17 protein-coding genes are annotated in these 19,388 nt (G+C 54.7%); 9 read left to right on the top strand and 8 right to left on the bottom strand.

Features of this window, described 5'->3' with window-relative positions; translation table 11 throughout:
* Nucleotides 1–13 precede the first annotated feature (13 nt).
* From QSK07_RS04750 to QSK07_RS04740, 4 genes are all read left to right on the top strand, one after another.
* On the top strand, nucleotides 14–1,501 hold the full coding sequence (locus QSK07_RS04750; protein ID WP_098050448.1) for a carboxypeptidase M32: 1,488 nt from the start codon (nucleotides 14–16) through the stop codon (nucleotides 1,499–1,501).
* Nucleotides 1,502–1,660: 159 nt separating this feature from the next.
* Nucleotides 1,661–2,185, top strand: coding sequence for an acid resistance repetitive basic protein Asr (asr, locus tag QSK07_RS04745; RefSeq protein WP_013357956.1), 525 nt, complete (start codon nucleotides 1,661–1,663; stop codon nucleotides 2,183–2,185).
* Between the two features lie 81 nt (nucleotides 2,186–2,266).
* Nucleotides 2,267–2,365: a small membrane protein YdgU gene (gene ydgU / locus QSK07_RS22920; protein ID WP_008925242.1), complete on the top strand. Its 99-nt coding sequence runs from the start codon at nucleotides 2,267–2,269 to the stop codon at nucleotides 2,363–2,365.
* A 114-nt stretch (nucleotides 2,366–2,479) separates the two neighbouring features.
* Nucleotides 2,480–3,289, top strand: a complete 810-nt coding sequence (locus QSK07_RS04740; RefSeq protein ID WP_285720577.1) for a trypsin-like serine peptidase — start codon at nucleotides 2,480–2,482, stop codon at nucleotides 3,287–3,289.
* 50 nt (nucleotides 3,290–3,339) lie between these two features.
* On the opposite strand, the gene hrpA is transcribed toward QSK07_RS04740, so the two are convergent.
* Entirely contained in the window at nucleotides 3,340–7,242 is a 3,903-nt protein-coding gene (hrpA, locus tag QSK07_RS04735; protein ID WP_285720576.1) for an ATP-dependent RNA helicase HrpA, read from the bottom strand.
* A 257-nt stretch (nucleotides 7,243–7,499) separates the two neighbouring features.
* Here hrpA and QSK07_RS04730 point away from each other — a divergent pair, with 257 nt between their 5' ends.
* A complete protein-coding gene (locus tag QSK07_RS04730; protein WP_285720575.1) occupies nucleotides 7,500–8,099 on the top strand; it encodes an FMN-dependent NADH-azoreductase in 600 nt (199 codons plus the stop codon).
* Nucleotides 8,100–8,159: 60 nt separating this feature from the next.
* Here the strand turns inward: QSK07_RS04730 and QSK07_RS04725 are convergent, their stop codons facing one another.
* The 3 genes from QSK07_RS04725 to QSK07_RS04715 are packed head-to-tail and all read right to left on the bottom strand — an operon-like array spanning nucleotide 8,160 to nucleotide 11,322.
* Nucleotides 8,160–8,498 (bottom strand): YdbL family probable chaperone protein, encoded by a 339-nt coding sequence (locus QSK07_RS04725; RefSeq protein ID WP_285720574.1) that lies wholly within the window; start codon nucleotides 8,496–8,498, stop codon nucleotides 8,160–8,162.
* An 11-nt stretch (nucleotides 8,499–8,509) separates the two neighbouring features.
* Complete coding sequence (locus tag QSK07_RS04720; protein ID WP_098050443.1) at nucleotides 8,510–8,698, bottom strand: YnbE family lipoprotein; 189 nt, start codon at nucleotides 8,696–8,698, stop codon at nucleotides 8,510–8,512.
* Nucleotides 8,695–11,322 carry a YdbH family protein gene (locus tag QSK07_RS04715; protein ID WP_285720573.1) on the bottom strand — a complete coding sequence of 876 codons (2,628 nt, stop codon included), beginning with the start codon at nucleotides 11,320–11,322 and terminating at the stop codon, nucleotides 8,695–8,697. Before QSK07_RS04715 ends, QSK07_RS04720 begins: the two co-directional genes overlap by 4 nt.
* Nucleotides 11,323–11,467: 145 nt before the next feature.
* Between QSK07_RS04715 and QSK07_RS04710 the strand changes: the two genes are divergently transcribed.
* Nucleotides 11,468–12,460, top strand: coding sequence for a 2-hydroxyacid dehydrogenase (locus QSK07_RS04710; protein WP_285720572.1), 993 nt, complete (start codon nucleotides 11,468–11,470; stop codon nucleotides 12,458–12,460).
* A 44-nt stretch (nucleotides 12,461–12,504) separates the two neighbouring features.
* On the opposite strand, the gene QSK07_RS04705 is transcribed toward QSK07_RS04710, so the two are convergent.
* Nucleotides 12,505–12,780 carry a putative hemolysin gene (locus tag QSK07_RS04705; RefSeq protein WP_285720571.1) on the bottom strand — a complete coding sequence of 92 codons (276 nt, stop codon included), beginning with the start codon at nucleotides 12,778–12,780 and terminating at the stop codon, nucleotides 12,505–12,507.
* Nucleotides 12,781–12,964: 184 nt separating this feature from the next.
* On the opposite strand from QSK07_RS04705, the gene QSK07_RS04700 reads away from it, so the two are divergent.
* From QSK07_RS04700 to ttcA, 3 genes are all read left to right on the top strand, one after another.
* Nucleotides 12,965–13,621: an MgtC/SapB family protein gene (locus tag QSK07_RS04700; RefSeq protein WP_275219391.1), complete on the top strand. Its 657-nt coding sequence runs from the start codon at nucleotides 12,965–12,967 to the stop codon at nucleotides 13,619–13,621.
* Between the two features lie 218 nt (nucleotides 13,622–13,839).
* Complete coding sequence (locus tag QSK07_RS04695) at nucleotides 13,840–14,100, top strand: hypothetical protein (protein WP_098050439.1); 261 nt, start codon at nucleotides 13,840–13,842, stop codon at nucleotides 14,098–14,100.
* Between the two features lie 1,122 nt (nucleotides 14,101–15,222).
* Nucleotides 15,223–16,158: a tRNA 2-thiocytidine(32) synthetase TtcA gene (gene ttcA, locus QSK07_RS04690; RefSeq protein WP_285720570.1), complete on the top strand. Its 936-nt coding sequence runs from the start codon at nucleotides 15,223–15,225 to the stop codon at nucleotides 16,156–16,158.
* Between the two features lie 44 nt (nucleotides 16,159–16,202).
* On the opposite strand, the gene ynaL is transcribed toward ttcA, so the two are convergent.
* From ynaL to QSK07_RS04675, 3 genes are all read right to left on the bottom strand, one after another.
* On the bottom strand, nucleotides 16,203–16,349 hold the full coding sequence (gene ynaL / locus QSK07_RS04685; protein WP_275219390.1) for a proline-rich small protein YnaL: 147 nt from the start codon (nucleotides 16,347–16,349) through the stop codon (nucleotides 16,203–16,205).
* 301 nt (nucleotides 16,350–16,650) lie between these two features.
* Nucleotides 16,651–17,634 carry a zinc transporter ZntB gene (gene zntB, locus QSK07_RS04680; protein ID WP_285720569.1) on the bottom strand — a complete coding sequence of 328 codons (984 nt, stop codon included), beginning with the start codon at nucleotides 17,632–17,634 and terminating at the stop codon, nucleotides 16,651–16,653.
* Between the two features lie 118 nt (nucleotides 17,635–17,752).
* Entirely contained in the window at nucleotides 17,753–19,372 is a 1,620-nt protein-coding gene (locus QSK07_RS04675; RefSeq protein WP_285720568.1) for a peptide ABC transporter substrate-binding protein, read from the bottom strand.
* Nucleotides 19,373–19,388 lie beyond the last annotated feature (16 nt).

Here is a 19,388-nt window from a genome sequence, read left to right as displayed (position 1 = left end):
CAAGGAGTCTCACGTGACCTCAGCGTATCAACAACTGACCAAAACCTTCCAGCGCCTTTCCCGTTTCAGTCACGTCACGGCCATCGCTGGCTGTGACATGCAAACTACTATGCCGCCTGGCGGCAGTCAGGCGCGTGGTGAAGCACTGGCCGAAATGAGCGTGTTGCAGCACCAGATTCTGACCGCCCCACAGGTCGGTGAGTGGCTAAAGGCTGCTGAGCAGCAGTCGCTGAACGATGTCGAGCGGGCCAATCTCAACGAAATGCAGCGCGCCTATCAACAGGCCACCCTGCTCCCTGATGACTTTGTGGAAGCTAAATCGATCGCCGGTTCCGTATGTGAACATGCATGGCGCACTCAGCGTCCCGCTAACGACTGGCAGGGCTTTGCCGCCAACCTCAAAGAAGTCGTACGACTGAGCCGCGAAGAGGCACAGCGCCGCGCTGATGCCAGTGGCTGTTCGCGCTACGATGCGCTGCTCGATCTCTATGAGCCGGGTATGACCCGCGCCCGACTGGATGAAACTTTTGGCGAGCTGAAAACCTGGCTGCCCGATCTGCTGCAGCAGGTTGTGGAAAAACAGGCACAGCAGTCATTTATCACGCCGCAGGGGCCGTTCGCCGTTCCAGCGCAGCGCCTGCTCGGTCTGAGCATTATGGAGACGCTGGGTTTCGACTTTAACCATGGCCGTCTCGACATCAGTGCACATCCCTTCTGTGGCGGCGTTCCGGAAGATGTGCGCATCACCACCCGTTACAACGAGAATGAGTTTCTCAGCGCCATGATGGGCGTGATTCACGAAACCGGTCATGCCCGCTATGAGCAGAATCTGCCGCAGCAGTGGCGCGGTCAGCCGGTGGCGCTGGCGCGCTCCACGGCTATTCATGAATCACAAAGCCTGTTTATGGAGATGCAGCTGGGTCGCAGCCGCGAATTCCTGCAGCGCATTCTGCCGCAGGTGATCGCGACCTTTGGCGATCAGCCCGCCCTGCAGGCGGATAATTTCGTGCGCCTGACTCAGCAGGTGAAACCAGGCCTGATCCGGGTTGACGCCGATGAGCTGAGCTACCCGGCGCACGTCATTCTGCGCTATGAAATCGAGCAGGCGCTGATTGAAGGCGAGATTGAGGTTGAGGACATCCCGGCGTTATGGGATGAGAAGATGATGCAGTCGCTGGGGCTGGATACACGCGGTAACTACCGCGATGGCTGCATGCAGGATATCCACTGGACCGACGGCGCATTTGGTTACTTCCCGACCTATACGCTGGGCGCGATGTATGCCGCACAGCTGTTTCGGTCGGTACAGAACGCCATTCCTCAGCTCAGTGAGCTGATTCAGCACGGTGAACTGCAGCCGGTGTTTGACTGGCTGCAACAGAATATCTGGCAGCACGGCAGCCGTTTCTCCACCGACCAGCTGCTGATCAATGCCACCGGCGAAGCCCTGAATCCGGCTTTCTTCCGCCAGCATCTTGAACAACGCTACCTGAATAGCTAAGCTTCCGGGCGGTCTGCTGACCGCCCTTTCCCGCCTTTGTACAATCGGTTACACGCCGATACCAAACACCCACGGACACCGTTCATTGATTTCCCTATAGTCTCTTCACCGGCCCCGCAGTGGGCTACACATGAAAAAATAGTCTCCGAGGGATTTGCAATGAAAAAATTATTTGCACTGGTTGTCGCCGCTGCTATGGGTATGTCTTCTGTTGCTTTCGCTGCTGACACCACAGCTGCTCCAGCTGCTGCGCCAGCCGCAACAACTACTACTACCGCTGCAGCACCGGCTAAAACCGTTCACAAAACTGCGCACAAGAAACACCATAAAGCAGCTCAGAAAGCCCAGGCTGCTAAGAAACACCACAAAAAAGCTGTGAAAAAAGACGCCGCGCAGAAAGCGCAGGCTGCTAAAAAAGTGCACCACAAGAAAGCGGTAAAACCTGCTGCACAGAAAGCGCAGGCCGCTAAAAAAGTTCACCACAAAAAAGCAACTAAACCAGCCGCTCAGAAAGCCCAGGCTGCTAAAAAAGTTCACCACAAAAAAGTAACTCAGCCAGCTGCTCAGAAAGCCCAGGCTGCTAAAAAAGTGCACCACAAAAAAGTGGTAAAACCTGCTCAGAAAGCCCAGGCCGCAAAAAAAGTTCACCACAAAAAAGTTGTGAAACCAGCAGCTAAAAACTAAGGTCGCCTTCAGCGCACGGCCACGAGATGATAATTAAAAACACCCGGTTCTGCCGGGTGTTTCTTTACTGGAGTGGATGAAATGACGAGAGTGGATGAAATAGTGCGTCGCTATCGCTTCGAAATTATTCTGCTTGTTATGATCCTGTGTGGCATTGTTGCAGCCAGCTTTTTTATTTAGCCGCTGTAGCGTACTGATTAACCAATAAAACTCCCTTTTTTAACGCTCACCGACTATAGTTACCGTACTTACGTAATAACAATAACGTTAATTTTTCTCGCCATTGAGATTTCTATGCGCCTGGCTACCCTGTTAATGGTTGGACTCTTCAGCTTTGCCACCACGGTTCACGCCGATGATGACGATGACTCGCCTACTCCTGCTGAAATTAAGATGCTGTTCTTCGGCAAGGATCATCGCCAGGCAATCACCGATATTACCGCTGCCCCCTGGGATGCCATTGGTCAGCTGGAAACCGAAAGCGGCAACCTCTGTACTGCCACGCTCATTTCTCCGCATCTGGCGCTGACGGCCGGACACTGTCTGCTCTCCCCGCCGGGTAATTTCGATAAGCCGGTTGCGCTGCGATTTATGGCCAGTGATAAAGGCTGGCGCTACGAACTTCATGATATTGATGCGCGGGTCGAACCCTCGCTGGCGTCAAAATTAAAAGCGGATGGTGAAGGCTGGATCGTGCCGAGTAGTGCTGCGCCCTATGATTATGGCATCGTGATTTTACGCAATCCGCCCTCCGCGATTATGCCGATTCCATTGTTCGATGGCTCACGCAGCGATCTTACCGCGGCGCTGAAGCTGACCGGACGCAAAGTGACGCAGGCAGGCTATCCGGCCGATCATCTGGATACGCTCTATTCTCACAGTGATTGTCTGATTACCGGCTGGGCGCAGCGCGCCGTGCTGTCGCATCAGTGTGACACCCTGCCGGGTGACAGTGGTTCACCGCTGCTGCTCAAAAGCGATAAAAGCTGGCAGTTAATCGCGGTACAAAGCTCTGCCCCGGCAGCGAAAGATCGCTATCTGGCTGATAACCGCGCGATTTCAGTCACCTCGTTTAAAGATAAGCTGGAATCTCTCGCGCAGTAATCGCTTCGTTACCATCAGGTGCGCGCCTGTTACGGCGCGCATCCTGACTTTTACCCTGCTATCTGTTCCATTGTCTGCAGAATACGCTTCTCCGAGATGGGATACGGCGTGCCCAGTTGCTGAGCAAAGTAGCTGACACGCAGTTCCTCAATCATCCAGCGAATGTTCTTCACCTCTTCATCATCCTGACGCTGCGGCGGCAATTTGTTGCGCCACGCCTGATACGCCTGTTCTACTGCCTGCACTTTTAACATCCGCGCACGATCGCTGTGTGGATCGGCAGGCAGTTTTTCCAGCCGCCGCTCAATGCCATGCAGGTAACGCAGTGTATCCGCCAGTCTCTGCCAGCCGTTGCCGGTGACAAAGCCGCGATAAACCAGACCACTTAACTGCGCCTTGATGTCGGACAACGCCAGCGCCATCGTCATATCGACCCGGCCCTTGAGACGTTTATTAATGTTGAAGACAGCCGTCAGAATCTGCTCAACCTGCTTTGCAATGGTCACGACGGTCTCATTGAGTTCGCCGCGAACCTTGTCACGCAACTGCTCAAACGAGGTCTGATCCCAGGCCGGACCGCCCGCCTCACCCATTAGTTTATCGATACCGCAGGCGATGCAGTCATCAATCAGCTCCAGCACTTTGCCATAAGGGTTGAAGTAAAGACCGAGCTTGGCTTTGTTCGGCAGCTTCTCGTGCAGATATTTAACCGGTGACGGCACATTCAGCAGCAGCAAACGACGCTGACCGCGCCACATCATTTTCTGCTGCTCCGGCTCGCTGTCAAACAGGCGAATGGCGACGCTCTCTTTCTCATCGACCAGTGCAGGCCAGGCTTTGACCTGATAGCTACCGCGCTTCTGTTCGTAGCTGCGCGGCAGTTCACCAAAGCTCCAGATATGCAGACCGCTCTGCTCCAGCCCGTCATCTGCCACTTTCGACAGCGTCTCCTGCACCTTGCCTTTCAGCTGTGCCTTGAGCGCGGTGAGATCTTTACCTTCCAGCAGTTTGCGGTTGTGCTCATCCAGCACACGGAAGGTCATTTTCAGATGATCGGGGACCTGTTCCCATTGCCAGTTTTCCCGCTCCAGCGTGACGCCGGTCATCCGGCGAAACTCACGGGACAGCGCATCGAGAAGCGGCATCTCCATTGCGTTGACACGTCCCAGGAACGCCTCGGCGTAGTTGGGTGCCGGCACCAGGTTGCGGCGCAACGGCTTGGGCAGTGACTTAATCAGTGCGATGATCAACTCACGGCGAACCCCGGGGATTTGCCATTCAAAACCGCTATCTTCAATCTGATTCAGCAACGGCAGCGGAATATGTACCGTCACGCCATCCGCATCGGCACCCGGCTCGAACTGGTAACTCAGCTTGAGTTTAAGGTTACCCTGATGCCAGACGTTAGGGTAATCAAGCTGGCTGACCTTATCCGCGCCCTCTTTGATCAGCATCTGTTTGTCGAAGTTCAGCAGCTCCGCGTTTTCACGGCTGGCCTTTTTCCACCAGCTGTCGAAATGCTTCGCTGAGACAACCTCTTTGCCAATGCGCTGGTCATAAAAAGCAAACAGCGTTTCGTCATCCACCAGAATATCGCGACGGCGGGATTTATGTTCCAGATCTTCGACTTCACTGCGCAGCTTCTGGTTAGCACGGAAGAAGGCGTGACGCGTCTGCCAGTCGCCCTCCACCAGCGCGTGACGGATAAACAGCTCACGGCTCAGAGTGGGATCAATGCTGCCATAGTTCACCTTGCGCGCGGCGACAATTGGCAGGCCATAGAGCGTAACCTTCTCAGCCGCCATTACCGCGCCCTGCGATTTCTCCCAGTGCGGTTCACTGTAGCTGCGCTTGATCAGATGCTGCGCCAGCGGCTCAATCCACTCGGGCTCAATCCGCCCCGCCGTGCGGCCCCACAGACGGCTGGTCTCAACCAGCTCTGCCACCATGGCCCACTTCGGCGGCTTCTTAAACAGCCCGGAACCCGGGAAAATCGAGAAGCGTGTATTGCGTGCGCCGGTGTACTCCTGCTTGTCGGTGTCCTTCTGGCCGATGTGCGACAACAGACCGCTAAGCAGCGCACAGTGGACGGGCTGCAGCTCAGCCGGTTCGCTGTTAACCGGAATGCCCAGTTCACGCACCACCTGCCGCAGCTGGGTATAAATATCCTGCCATTCCCGCACGCGCAGATAGTTCAGGAAGTCGCTTTTGCACTGGCGGCGGAAAAGATTGCCCGACAGCGCTTTCTGCTGCTCCGCCAGGTAGTTCCAGAGATTCACATAGGCGAGGAAGTCGGAATCTTTATCGGCAAAGCGCCGGTGCTTCTCATCGGACGCCTGCTTTTTCTCTGCCGGGCGCTCGCGTGGGTCCTGAATCGACAGACCGGCGGTGATGATCATCACTTCACGTACGCAGCCAAATTTCTGCGCTTCCAGCACCATCCGTGCCAGACGCGGATCGACCGGCAGCTGTGCCAGCTGGCGCCCGGAGCCGGTGAGTTTATAGTGTCCGCTCTCCTCATTCAGTGTCAGCGCACCCAGCTCTTCCAGCAGGCGGACGCCATCCTGAATGTTGCGCTTATCGGGCGCTTCCACAAATGGAAATGCGGCGATTACGCCGAGTCCCAGCGAGGTCATCTGCAGGATCACCGACGCCAGGTTGGTACGCAGGATTTCCGGATCGGTAAAAGCCGGACGGCTCAGGAAGTCATCTTCTGAGTAGAGACGAATACAGATACCGTCTGAAACACGGCCGCAACGCCCTTTTCGCTGGTTGGCAGAGGCCTGCGATATCGGCTCAATTGGCAGGCGCTGCACCTTGGTGCGGAAGCTGTAGCGACTGATACGCGCCGTGCCAGGATCGATAACATATTTGATGCCCGGCACCGTCAGCGAGGTTTCCGCGACGTTAGTCGCCAGCACGATGCGACGGCCACTGTGCGACTGAAATACCCGATTCTGTTCGGCGTTCGACAGTCGCGCATAGAGCGGCAGCACTTCGGTGTGCGGCAGGTCGCGTTTGTTCAGCGCATCGGCGGTATCGCGGATTTCGCGCTCACCGCTCATGAAGATCAGGATATCGCCGCGACTCTCGCGTCCAAGCTCATCCACCGCATCAAAAATTGCCTGCAGCTGATCGCGATCGCCATCATCCGCTTCTTCAACCACCGGCCGGTAGCGCACTTCGACCGGGTAAGTCCGGCCAGAAACTTCAATCACTGGCGCATTATTGAAGTGCCGTGAGAAGCGCTGTGGATCGATGGTTGCCGAGGTGATAATCACTTTCATATCGGGTCGGCGCGGCAGCAGTTCACGCAGATAACCGAGCAGGAAATCAATATTCAGGCTGCGCTCGTGCGCCTCATCAATGATGATAGTGTCATATTGCATCAGCAGGCGATCCTGCTGGATCTCCGCCAGCAGGATCCCGTCGGTCATCAGTTTAATCTGTGTCAGGTCGCTGACCTGGTCGTTAAACCGCACTTTATAGCCGACACAGCCGCCCGGTGAGGTACTGAGCTCATCGGCTATGCGGTTCGCCACGGTGCGCGCAGCCAGACGGCGCGGTTGCGTATGACCAATTAACCCGTTGATACCGCGTCCCAGCGCCAGACAGATTTTCGGCAGCTGCGTGGTTTTACCTGAGCCGGTTTCGCCCGCAACAATCACCACCTGATTGTCGCGAATCGCCCCCGCAATATCCTGCTGCTTCTGACTGACCGGCAGATTGTCCGGGAAGGTTATGGCTGGCGTCGCCGCGCGGCGCTGGGCCACGCGCTGTTCAGCAGCAAAAAATTCCTGCTCCAGCTCGCTGGCAATGCTCTGCTGCGCTTCAGGATTTTTAGCTTTTCTGGCACCCTGCAAGCGGCGCTGCAGACGCTGGCGATCGCGCAGCATGACACCATCGAGCCGTGGCCAGAGCGCTGCCAGTGGGGAAGTATCGGGAGATGACATAATAGTGACGTACCTTACTCAGACGGTGTCGCTGCGAGAAGCAGCGCCCTGCAAGCCGGGATAACCAGCTGATTCAATAAAAATAATTGTGCGCATCATAGCACATTCTGAACTGTTACGGCGGCTGGCCCCGGTTACGCTTATTCAATAAATTCGAATATGGGTCTCGAAATATTGCGCTTTCACCGCGCCATCGATAACCGTAGAGTGTAAACCATTGAGCGGAAAGTCTTCCGCGTAACAGACAGGAAACCACCATGAGCAAAGTTTTAGTTCTGAAATCAAGCATCCTTGCAGGCTACTCACAATCAAGCCAGCTTGCTGACTTCTATATCGAACAGGCAAAGGCACAGGGTAAAGAAGTGACTGTACGTGACCTGGCCGCTAACCCGATTCCGGTTCTGGATGGTGAGTTAGTGGGTGCAATGCGCCCATCCGAAACGCCGCTGTCACCTCGTCAGCAGGAAGCACTGGATCTGTCCGATGAACTGATTGCAGAACTGCAGGCTCATGACGAAGTGGTGATTGCCGCGCCAATGTACAACTTCAACATTCCAACCCAGTTGAAAAACTACTTCGACCTGATTGCCCGTGCAGGCGTGACGTTCCGCTACACCGAAGCAGGCCCGGAAGGTCTGGTTAAAGGAAAAAAGGCTGTGGTGATCTCCAGCCGTGGCGGCATTCATAAAGATACCCCAACTGACCTGCTGACCCCTTACGTTAAGCTGTTCCTGGGCTTTATCGGCATCACTGACGTGGAGTTCGTGTTTGCTGAAGGCATCGCGTACGGTCCGGAAGTGGCCAGCAAAGCGACCGCTGAAGCAAAAGACACAATTAAGCAGATCGTAACCGCATAAGTCTCCGTCATCTCATGATGATGCTGTAAACCGGGCGATGCGCCCGGTTTTTTACGCCTGTCACTGGCCGCTGCCTGCTCCTTTTCTTAGCCACTGACCATTAATGCCGCGCACATATTCCCCTGCTGCCGCACGGCCCACCAGCTTCTGTCCGGCAATACTGGCGATATCAGCCGTGGAAAGATTATTCTGCTCTGCCAGCCGCTGATAGGCCTGCTTACGTCCGGCGTTGATACGCTGTACCAGCGCCAGCGTGTCACTGTCCTGTGAACGTGCCGCCAGATAGCCTGAGAGCGTTTCGCCTGCCAGACCTGCTTGCCGCGCTTCATCGAGCGTCAGTGCCCAGGCAGGCTGCGCCATCGCCACGGAGAGTAACAGCGCCGCACTTATGCGTTTCATCGTGGCTCTCCTCAGAACAGACCGCTCTGGTTTTTTAGTAACGCTTCCACATCCTTGTCGACTTTGATGTGAATCTCATGCTCGATTCTTACGTTCATATTGATGGTGATGGGATCTTTAGGTGCCGTGACTTCGATGCGCGGCACGCAGCCGATGCTCAGCAGTCCGGCTGCCAGAATCAGTAGTGGCCTCAGGCTCATGGTGAATTGTCCTTGTTCGACGGCAAAGTCGCATGTTGCTCTAACCAGGATTGCAAATTATCGCCGAAGCGCAGGCTGCGCCAGAGCTGAAACAGGTTTTCCTGATGATGATAGTTGAGATTGACCGTCTGCCGACGGTTACTGAACTGGCTGACGCCCTGCACCTGCGCTTCCATCGTCAGGTCGCCGAGGTTATCCAGATTGATCGTGGCCCAGCTGCGGGAGACTTCCATATAGCGTAACCAGTCCAGCGCCGCACCGGTCGCTACGTTGTTGCGGGTAATGGCATCCGCCATATCTTTATCCAGCCGGAAGGTCAGCGGGCCGCTGTTGGCAATCCACCCTTTCTCCACCAGCCAGCGTGGGTTATTGAGCCACAGCGGCAGCTCGCCGTTAACCTTGCCTGACATGGCGAACTGTTTCGGCTTCAGTGCCGTGACAAGTTCGCTGAGGCTGATTTGACGCAGCGACACCCGGGCGGGTTCATGCTGCGGCATGCGCAGGGATGGCAGCGTGATTTGTCCGCCCAGCAGATCGAGGCTGACATCCTGCAGCGTCAGCGGCGCCTGTTCAGACCATGGCCAGTTTCCCTGCAGGTCGGCGCGAATATTCTGTATCGCAAACTGGTTCTTTACCTCGGCAATGCGCAGTGAAACCGGGCCATGCTGACCAAACTGCCACTGCTGCTCGTGGAATCTGAAGGGCAGCGAGAAGTCGATACCGTTTATCTGGCTGTCCGGCGTCCAGACGCTGCCCTGTCTGACCGTCCAGTGGCCCCCGGCCTGGAAGCCCTGATCGCTGGCAGCGGAAAAAGCGACCTGTGCCTGCAGACTGCCGCCCTGAATCTGCATTTTCATGTCGGGGCTGATCAGCGGCTGAAATACCGTCAGCGACTGAGCCGGCCACCAGGCCTGGCCGCGTAATCGTTCGCCATCCCAGCGACCATTCACCCGCAGCGGGCCAACCTTGCCCGCGTTTAACTCGCCCCGCCAGAGGAAATAGCCGGGATCCCGGCCTTTAGCTTCAAAGTCGAGCGCTGAGTCAGCCAGACGGCCGCCATAAGTGAAGCGTGTCGGTCCCGCCTGCAGTCTGAAATGGCCATTAAAAGAAGGATGTGCCGCATCACGCTGCCAGTTTACCGGTTCAGTCAGCGTCAGACGCGGTTTTGCTATGTTGACGCTGCCGTAAGCCAGCTGATTAAAGCCGGCAGACAGAGTATCAAGCTGGATCAGCGTGTCATGCCAGCCGCCGGTTCCTTTGACATCCCAGCGAGCCTGCAGCGGCAGCATCTCGCCTCCGCCCCAGTAGCGCCAGTTCCATTCGCCCTTATCGGGCCAGAAATTCGTGGCACGGCCATCGAGATGCAGCCGGAAGCGGCCAAAACTGACATCGTGTGCATTGAGAATAGCCTGCAGGCGACCCTCTATGCCCTGTGAGGAGAGCCTCACACCCGCCAGCGGCCAGCGCGCCTCATCCACTTCCAGCGTTGACAGCAGCCGGCCACGCAGACGCAGCAGCGATTTAGGTTGCAGCACCAGTTGAGGATCGAGCAGCGAACCACTAAGCGCACCCGGAATCGAGCCGTAAAGTTGCAGATCGGCCAGTTTGCTTTCACCAGTCAGCTGAAACGGCAGGTTGCTGTTGGTCAGGCTAAGGTTACCAGGCCCGACGCCCAGCACCACGTTGCCTTTGCCGCCGCGTCCCTGCGTCAGCAGGTTAACGCGACCTGTGATCTGGCTGCCTTCAGGGCCCGACTGCCAGTTATCCAGCGTCAGGTTAACAAACCCAGACAAGGGCTGAGACGCCAGCGGCCAGTAATATTCACCCTTTTCGATCCGAATCTGATCGCGGCTGACCTGCCAGGGTAACCGGAGAAGCGGTCGGTTCTCTTCCGCCATCGCCACGCGTAACTCACCCTGCTGCTGCTGCCAGTTGAGCGTCAGCTGCAGCGGATGCGGCAGCGCGTCCAGCGCCAGCTGTCCGGCCACCTCGCCGTTTACCGGCAGATCAGTGGCGAAGGTGGGTAACTCCAGATGACCACTCAGCGTGACGGGTTCAGGCAGTGCAGGATGAGTGAGCGTCAGGCGACGGATAGCGAGCTGTTGACCGGTCAGCGTGGCCGCCAGCTGCAGATTATCGCCCTGATAATTAAGTTGCTGGCGATCTTTTTCCAGCGTCAGATCCAGCGCACCCGCATAGGTCTGCCAGGGCGCGACAATCAGTTTGCCCAGATGAACGTCGGCGCCAGGCAGCATTGCCTGCCATTCGGCCAGCGTTTTGGGCGCAGCCGTATTGTTACTGGCCGGTAATTTTTGCAGGCAGTCACTATCCAGCGTCAGCGCTTCCGCATTGAGTTTCCAGCGCGACTGATGCCAGCCCAGTGACACCGCCTTTACTGTTGCCAGCGAGCAATCACCGGCGAGATAGCGAATCTGAGGCAACCACAGTCCACCGTTCCGCCAGCGCGGCGCGCCTGACAGCGCAATGCGCGTCCCGTCAGGCAGCCAGATGCCGGCCAGCCGTGGCAGCCATTGCGTCACAGTCAACATCAGGCCGAGCAGCAGCAGGATCACCGCCAGAATGGCCACCAGCCGTCGCCGGAAAATCCGTGGCATAAAAGCCATAATCCTTTTCCTTACAGTATCCTGACAGGAATGATGGCATGTAATCTGCCAGAGGTGAAGGCCTTCGCCTGGCGCAAATCAGCTGTTTCAGCAAAGTCAGTCAGAAAACGTTATCCTTGATTTATCACTCTGCAGGAGCATAACGATGAAGATCGCGGTTTACAGCACCAAACATTACGATCAGAAATACCTTGATCAGGTTAATCAGCAGTTCGGTTTTGAACTGGTGTTTTTTGACTTTTTACTCTCTGAAAGCACGGCCAAAACAGCTGTGGACTGCGATGCCGTCTGCATTTTTGTCAACGACGACGGGTGTCGCCCGGTGCTGGAAGAACTGGCCGGGTTGGGTGTGAAATATATCGCGCTGCGCTGTGCCGGTTTCAATAATGTCGATCTGGCTGCGGCGAAAGAGCTGGGTCTGGAAGTCGTCCGGGTTCCGGCCTACTCACCAGAGGCGGTCGCGGAACACGCGATTGGCCTGATGATGACCCTGAACCGCCGTATTCATCGTGCTTATCAGCGTACCCGTGACGCAAACTTTTCGCTTGATGGCCTGACCGGTTTTAACATGCACAACAAAACTGCGGGCGTTATCGGCACCGGTAAAATCGGGATTGCGACGATGCGCATTCTGAAAGGATTTGGTATGCGGCTGCTGGCATTTGATCCTTACCCAAGCCAGCAGGCACTGGAACTGGGCGCGGAATATGTCGATCTGAAGACGCTGTTTGCTGAATCCCACGTCATCACGCTGCACTGCCCGCTGACACCGGAAAATCATCACCTGCTTAACGCCGATGCGTTTAAACAGATGCGCGATGGCGTGATGATTATCAACACCAGTCGCGGTGGTTTGATTGATTCACAGGCGGCGATTGACGCGCTGAAACAGCAGAAGATCGGCGCGCTCGGCATGGATGTTTATGAGAATGAACGCGACCTGTTCTTTGAAGATAAGTCGAATGATGTGATTCAGGACGATGTGTTCCGTCGTCTGTCAGCGTGCCATAACGTGTTGTTCACCGGCCATCAGGCGTTTTTAACCGCCGAAGCGCTGACCGCCATTTCTGAAACGACGCTGAGTAATCTCAGCCAGCTCGACCGGGGGGAAGAGTGTCCGAACCGGCTCTCTGCCTGATTATTCTCTATAGCTATGCGGGCCGGAGCAATCCGGCCTGTTCATCAGCGCGCGCAATTCCCGCCAATTAACGCCTGCTCATCACAGCGACGGCCATTCACTAACTGACACATTCCCACGCGTGAACCATCCAGCTGATGTGAAAACGCCAGCATTCCGCCCGCATTTGAACAGGTGCTTTCTGCCAGGGAAGACATCACCACCCGTGGCTGGATATGGGCGGCGGTGGCTTGTTGTGGTGGCTCGTTATCATCACTGTTGCTGCTGCAGGCAGAGAGTAATAGCGCGGCACCGGCCAGCAAAAAGGTGGCTGCTTTCATCAGTCGGACTCCGGGAATGGGTGTAATAGGCTGGGTCAGCATATGTCAGGCAACACAAGGGGTCGAGAGGTGAAACAGCTTTTTACAAAATTCTCCGGCGTCATTTGCAAGCAGAATTATCTTGTTTACCTGTTATCGCTGAACTGTCACCCTTTTGCGGCCCCTCTTATTTCGGAGTAAAGCCATGTTAATGGATATGTTAATTCGCATCGCCCTTGCTGGCATTCTCGGCGGCCTGATTGGTCTGGAGCGTCAGATGCGGGCCAAGGAAGCGGGGCTGCGTACCCATATTCTGGTCGGTATCGGCAGTGCCATGTTTATGCTGGTGTCGAAATATGGCTTCGCCGACATGCTCAGCAGCGACCACGTGGCGCTGGATCCCAGCCGTATTGCCGCTCAGGTGGTCAGTGGAATGGGCTTTCTTGGCGCGGGCACTATCATGATTCAGAAGCAGGTGGTGAAAGGCTTAACCACGGCTGCGGGATTATGGGTAACGGCGGCGATTGGTCTGGTAATCGGCAGCGGCATGTATGAGATCGGCATCTATGGCACAGTGCTGGCGCTGGTGGTGCTGGAGGTGTTCCGCCGCCTGAGCCATGTTTTAATCGGCAAACACCATACGCTGCTGGTTTTCCTTAAGCCTAAAAGCGTGCCGCTGGTGCTGCTGGTGATGCAGCGCGAAGGCATTCGCTACGGTAATGTGACGGTAATTAATCGTGATGAAGAGAGCGGTCTGTGCGAACTCAGTGTTCAGGTGACGCTTTCACGCAGATCAAACGATGCGCACCTCTATGACAAGGTCATCGAGATCAAGGGGGTTCAGTCGCTGGAAATGATGTAATCCCGCCGGAAATACGGCACAGACCCGATATCTCCCTGCAGGCATCGGGACATCGCAGAAGGCGGTTAGTAGCAGCCAGCGCCTTCAGCCCCCCCCCTCCGAATCCATTTGCCCGCAAATCAAAGACGCCACAGCCTGACCGGAGACATAGAGCGAGCCGGTAATTAATGGCATAATCCGTTATTGTTTATCATTGTAATAATTTTCACCGGGGACCAATGCGCCAAAACTCTGACCATTCTCAAGATACTCTGCCTGCTGCTACGCGGAAAAATAACCAGCCTGCATTAATCGTGCTGATTTTTACGCTGATTGCGGGCGCTGTAGCGATCATGATGATTCTGGATCATCGGAACTCGGTTAATAATGCGCTGGAGACCGGACAATGTCTTGCTGGAGAAGGTGCGGAAGATATTCTGGAAGTACTCAGGCATTTTTTACATCATGCTTATCGCTGGATTTTTAAGGCCTGCGGCTGAATTCCGTGCAGCATAAAATGGCGTAAGCCATGCCGGTTGACCAACAGCAGAACGCCGCAATACATAATCACAACATAGCAAAGTAAAAAGAATCAGCGTCATAATAAATCTGATGCCGTACTTTTTTATTTTGCGATTTTTATCCGGATGCCTCATAAACATAAAATATTGATTCATTTTTTTCACATTGATAGCCCGACATTAAACGGCTTCACAGGCAGTCTGTATTGACGAAATGTTCTAAGCGACGGGTCAATGTAAGAGAGTCTGTGTCAATGGATATAAGCATAAATGTAAACGCCCGCTCTTACGCAGTCTGCTTATCGGATGTCATGAACATCACCTGATTTTACTGGAAAGTCATTTTTTAGTACGTGTCACAGGGATTATAAAGCTATTTTTTAAAAGAGATAAACAACACGCCAGCACGTCTGAATTTATTATAAACCCGATAGGTCAACGCACATTCAACAGAGCCCGTTTTTAAGATTATCACCTGAAAAATGAAAACAGTGATTAATATCAGACTCTCTGCCAATTAAACAGAAACATTTATTTTGATGTGCATCAAATCAGACCGATACAACCTGGAATGCATTCAGGCCTGATTAAGTTATAGCAGCGCGGTCTGTTTTTTTATTAATCCGGCAGTGCTGATGAAATTTTTATAATTATCTCTGTCATTTTTATGACCACAGGTTGTGCGGTAAAAAGGGAGCATCCGCGGACTGTTGCTTACCCGTCATCACCGCCGTCCTGTTCAATGCACAGTGATGAAATTGATTTTCAGTGGAGAGATGTGCCCGTCAGCTGACATCGCGCAGCTGATCGCTTTCCGTATTACCTCACAGCCCGCCGGATTACTCACGACGAAGCAAAACCCGCCCTCTTTGCTCGCGCTCTTTCGTAGTACCGCATTGCGGCAATCATCGCCCTGACAGGTAACGCGGCCTGTGACTCTGACGGCGATTATCCGCTGAATACTTCACTCCAGTACTGGCATTCGCGTCAACAATCCGTACCATACGCTGCATATTCGTAACATCACAGTGAAGTGACCGGCTGGGCGCGCGCATCAATTCGCCTTTTTGCTACGCTTTCTGGTTTTTGAGATAGGTAAAAATGCAAGATAATCAAACGGTTGACAAGAAAGCACAGTACAACCTGAATAAACTGCAGAAGCGTTTGCGTCGTAATGTCGGCGAAGCCATTGCAGATTTTAATATGATTGAAGAAGGCGACCGCATCATGGTCTGCCTGTCGGGCGGAAAAGACAGCTACACCATGCTGGAAATTTTGCGCAGTCTGCAAAAAAGCGCACCGGTGAACTTCAGCCTGATTGCCGTCAACCTTGACCAGAAACAGCCGGGCTTCCCTGAGCATATCCTGCCGCAATATCTTGAGTCGCAGGGTGTTGAGTACCGGATTGTCGAAGAAGATACCTATTCCATCGTCAAAGATAAGGTTCCGGAAGGCAAAACGACCTGCTCACTCTGCTCGCGCCTGCGCCGTGGCATTCTCTATCGTGTCGCGACAGAACTCGGTTGCACTAAAATTGCGCTGGGCCACCATCGCGATGACATCCTGCAGACGCTGTTCCTGAACATGTTCTATGGTGGAAAACTGAAAGGCATGCCGCCAAAGCTGATGAGCGACGATGGCAGGCAGATTGTGATCCGTCCACTGGCCTACTGCCGTGAGAAAGATATTATTCGTTTCTCCGAAGCACGTCAGTTCCCGATTATTCCGTGCAACCTTTGCGGGTCACAGCCGAATCTGCAGCGTCAGGTGGTAGCCGATATGATGCGTGACTGGGATAAGCGCTATCCTGGCCGTATTGAAACCATGTTCAGCGCGATGCAAAACGTGGTGCCGTCGCACCTGGCCGATGTCAGTCTGTTCGATTTTAAAAGCATCAAACATGGCGATGCAGTCGTTGATGGCGGCGATCTCGCCTTTGACCGGGAAACGCTGCCAGCACAGCCTGTGGGCTGGCGGGTCGATGAAGACGATGCACCCGATATCAGCACGCGTCTGGATGTACTTCAGATTAAATAAGTGCGGGAAAGTTTAAGGGCGTGCTGCAGGCAGCACGCCCTATTTTATATGTTTCGATGTGGCGGTGGATCCATTATCGGCGGAAATTCCGGATCGGTTGGTGGATCAGGCTGCGGTTGCGGCCGGGGAATGGGTTCAGGAATCGGGACTGGATCCGTGGGGATCGGCTCGCTGTTAAGAATCGCGCTCATGCCGTACTCCTTTTCTTGCGAATGGAGTTTAAGTTTAGATAAGGAACGGCGTTACAGCCAGGCAGACAAAAAAAAGCCGGCACACTGGCCGGCATGTTTCGAATTAAATGTGCTATGCAATAATTCTAAATATGGAAGTAAGACAATATGGAGCGCAACGCCCATCGCTTGACGTTGCATTCACCTGCGGGAGAGAGTTTGCGTCAGCTGCGGCAACGGGTTCTTGATGTCGATCAGCTTTTGCTCGCTTAACGGGATTTTCAGCTCCTATATCGGGATTACCGCATTACCCTTTGGCGCATCAGAGCCAGCGCCGTTTACGCAGATAGCCCGCTACCCCTACTGCCAGCGCCAACAGCAGCAGACAGAAGATTGAAAACCCATATTTCCATTCACCGCCCGGAATGCCGCCCAGGTTGACGCCAAACAGGCCAGTCAGGAACGTGGCGGGCAGAAAGATCATCGCCATCAGTGACATGGTATAGGTACGGCGATTCATTGATTCTGCCATTGCAGAAGCGACCTCATCAGCCAGAATCGCGGTGCGCGCCACGCCTGCATCCAGATCGTCCAGCCCGCGTCCCAGACGGTCGGCGATGTCCTGCATCCGGCGGCGTTCGCTGTCATCCATCCAGGCCAGTTTTTCACTGGCCAGCCTGGCATAGACATCGCGCTGAGGTGCCATATAACGCCGCATCACAATCAATTGCTTGCGCAGCAGGCCCAGCTCGCCGCGCGCGGGCATCCGCTGATCAAGCAGCGCATCTTCCAGCTCGATGATTTTGTCATGTAACTCTTCGATAAATTCGCTGGTGTGATCGGTCAGCGCATCACAGACATCCACCAGCCAGCTGCCGCAGTCAATCGGGCCATTGCCGTTTTGCAAATCGGTGAGCACTTCATCAACGGCAGAGACTTTGCGCCGCCGGGTCGAGACGATGAGCTTGTCGTTGATAAACACCCGCATGACCACCAGCTGGTCGCGACGTGCATCGCTATTGTGGTTGACGCTGCGCAGTACGATCATAAACCCGTCGCCAAGTCGGCTGACGCGAGGACGCATGCTGTCGCCCGCTAAGGCGTCACGCACCGTATCGGGGATCTGTGGCGTTGACTGCAGCCATTCGGCGCTCTTGCGATGGGTATAGTTGAGATGCAGCCAGCAGGGCTGCTCACACTGGATGACTTCATCTTCAGCAATCGGGATCATCCCACCCTTACCATCCAGCTGGCAGGAAATGATGGCATCTGAAACCTGTAATGCTTTTCCTTCAATAACGTCCACACCGTCCCCTCTCTACTAAAATCAATACGATACAGTCTAGCGTGACGGCGTTGAGTTGCAATCTCCGGGCTGTGTAGAAAGATGTCAGCCGATGGCCGGAAAACCGGCCACCAGTGGCTTAGTGCTTTTCAATCCAGAGTTCACGGCTGTAGGCGACGTCTTCAGGATTGGTAATGGGATAGCCTTTGACCCAGGGCTTAATGAGGCGGCCATTGGTGTACTGATAGATCGGGGCAATGGGTGTCTGTTCAGCCAGGATCTGCTCCGCCCGGTTGTAGTCGCTGTTGCGCGCCTGGTCGTTGGTCTCACGGCTGGCTTTGGCGATGACCGCATCATAATCCGCATTGCTGAAACGCGAAATATTGCTGCTGTTGCCTGAGGTCAGCAGATTCAGGAAGGTAGAGGGCTCATTGTAGTCACCCACCCACGAAGCACGAATCACATCAAAGTTCCCGCTATTACGGCTGTCGATATAGGTTTTCCACTCCTGATTCTCTAGCGTAACATCCACCCCGAGGTTCTTTTTCCACATTGAGGCCACGGCAATCGCAATCTTCTGATGGCTTTCAGAGGTGTTGTAGAGCAACTTAAGTTTTAATGGCTTGCCAGGACCATATCCGGCTGATGTCAGCAGTGCTTTCGCCTGCGCGTTCAGGGTGTTCTGATCGTGCTGCTGCATGAAAGTGGGCAAGGGCTTAAAGCCTGCTGTCACATCTGGCGTGAAGTGCCACGCCGGCTTCTCACCGGTGCCCAGCACTTTTTCAGCAATTACTTTGCGGTCAATAGACCATGACAGCGCTTTACGGACCCGCACATCAGCAGTCGGCCCCTTCTGCGTATTAAAGGCATAGTAATAGGTGCCTAACTGGTCGGGTGTGTAGACCTCTCCCGGCAACGTTTTTTTCAGCATCGCATACATATTCTTAGGGAAGGACTCGGTGATATCGACATCATTCGCGCGATAGCGCTTGGTGGCGCTCGACTCTTCATTGAGCGGGACAAAGGTCACTTTTGTCAGCACCGAATGCGCATCATCCCAGTAGCCCGGATTACGGACCAGGACGATTTTTTCATTTACCACCCGCTCACTGAGCTGATAAGCACCGTTGCCCACCAGTTTGCCGGGTGCCGTCCAGCTGTCACCCTCCTGCGCAATCGTCTTCTGAGGAACCGGGAAGAGCGCTACATTAGCCACCAGCGCCGGGAACCATGGCACCGGACGATCCAGCGTCACTTTCAGCTGCGTTTTACCCTGAGCGACGACACCCAGCTTATCGGGCGTCATTTCGCCTTTGGTAATCGCTGCCGCATTTTCAATACCGCTTAAGCCCGCGAACCAGGCAAAGGGTGAACTGTTTTTAGGATCGACCAGGCGCTGCCAGCTATAGACAAAATCCTGCGCAGTAACCGGTTCGCCGTTTGACCAGCGCGCGTTATTGCGCAGGGTGAAGACCCAGGTTTTGTTGTCGTTACTGCTCCAGCTCTGTGCCACGCCCGGCACGATCTTGCCCTGCGCATCCTGATTGGTCAGGCCTTCAAACAGATCGCGAATCACCTGAATTTCCGGCAGTCCGACTGCTTTAAGCGGATCAAGTGAGGCGGGTTCATCTTTAATATGGCGAACGATCTGCTGCTGTTCAGCCAGCTGTGCGCCAGCGGGTGGATTCGCCGCGATAGCGGGTGTGATAACACTGCTCAGACTGATTGCTGCCAGCGTCATGCGAAAGGTCTTAACCATCATCACTCCTTTACCC

The sequence above is a fragment of the Pantoea sp. QMID4 genome (genome assembly GCF_030270445.1).
Classification (GTDB): Bacteria; Pseudomonadota; Gammaproteobacteria; order Enterobacterales; family Enterobacteriaceae; genus Pantoea; species Pantoea vagans.
This window is presented reverse-complemented; position numbering and strand designations above follow the sequence as displayed.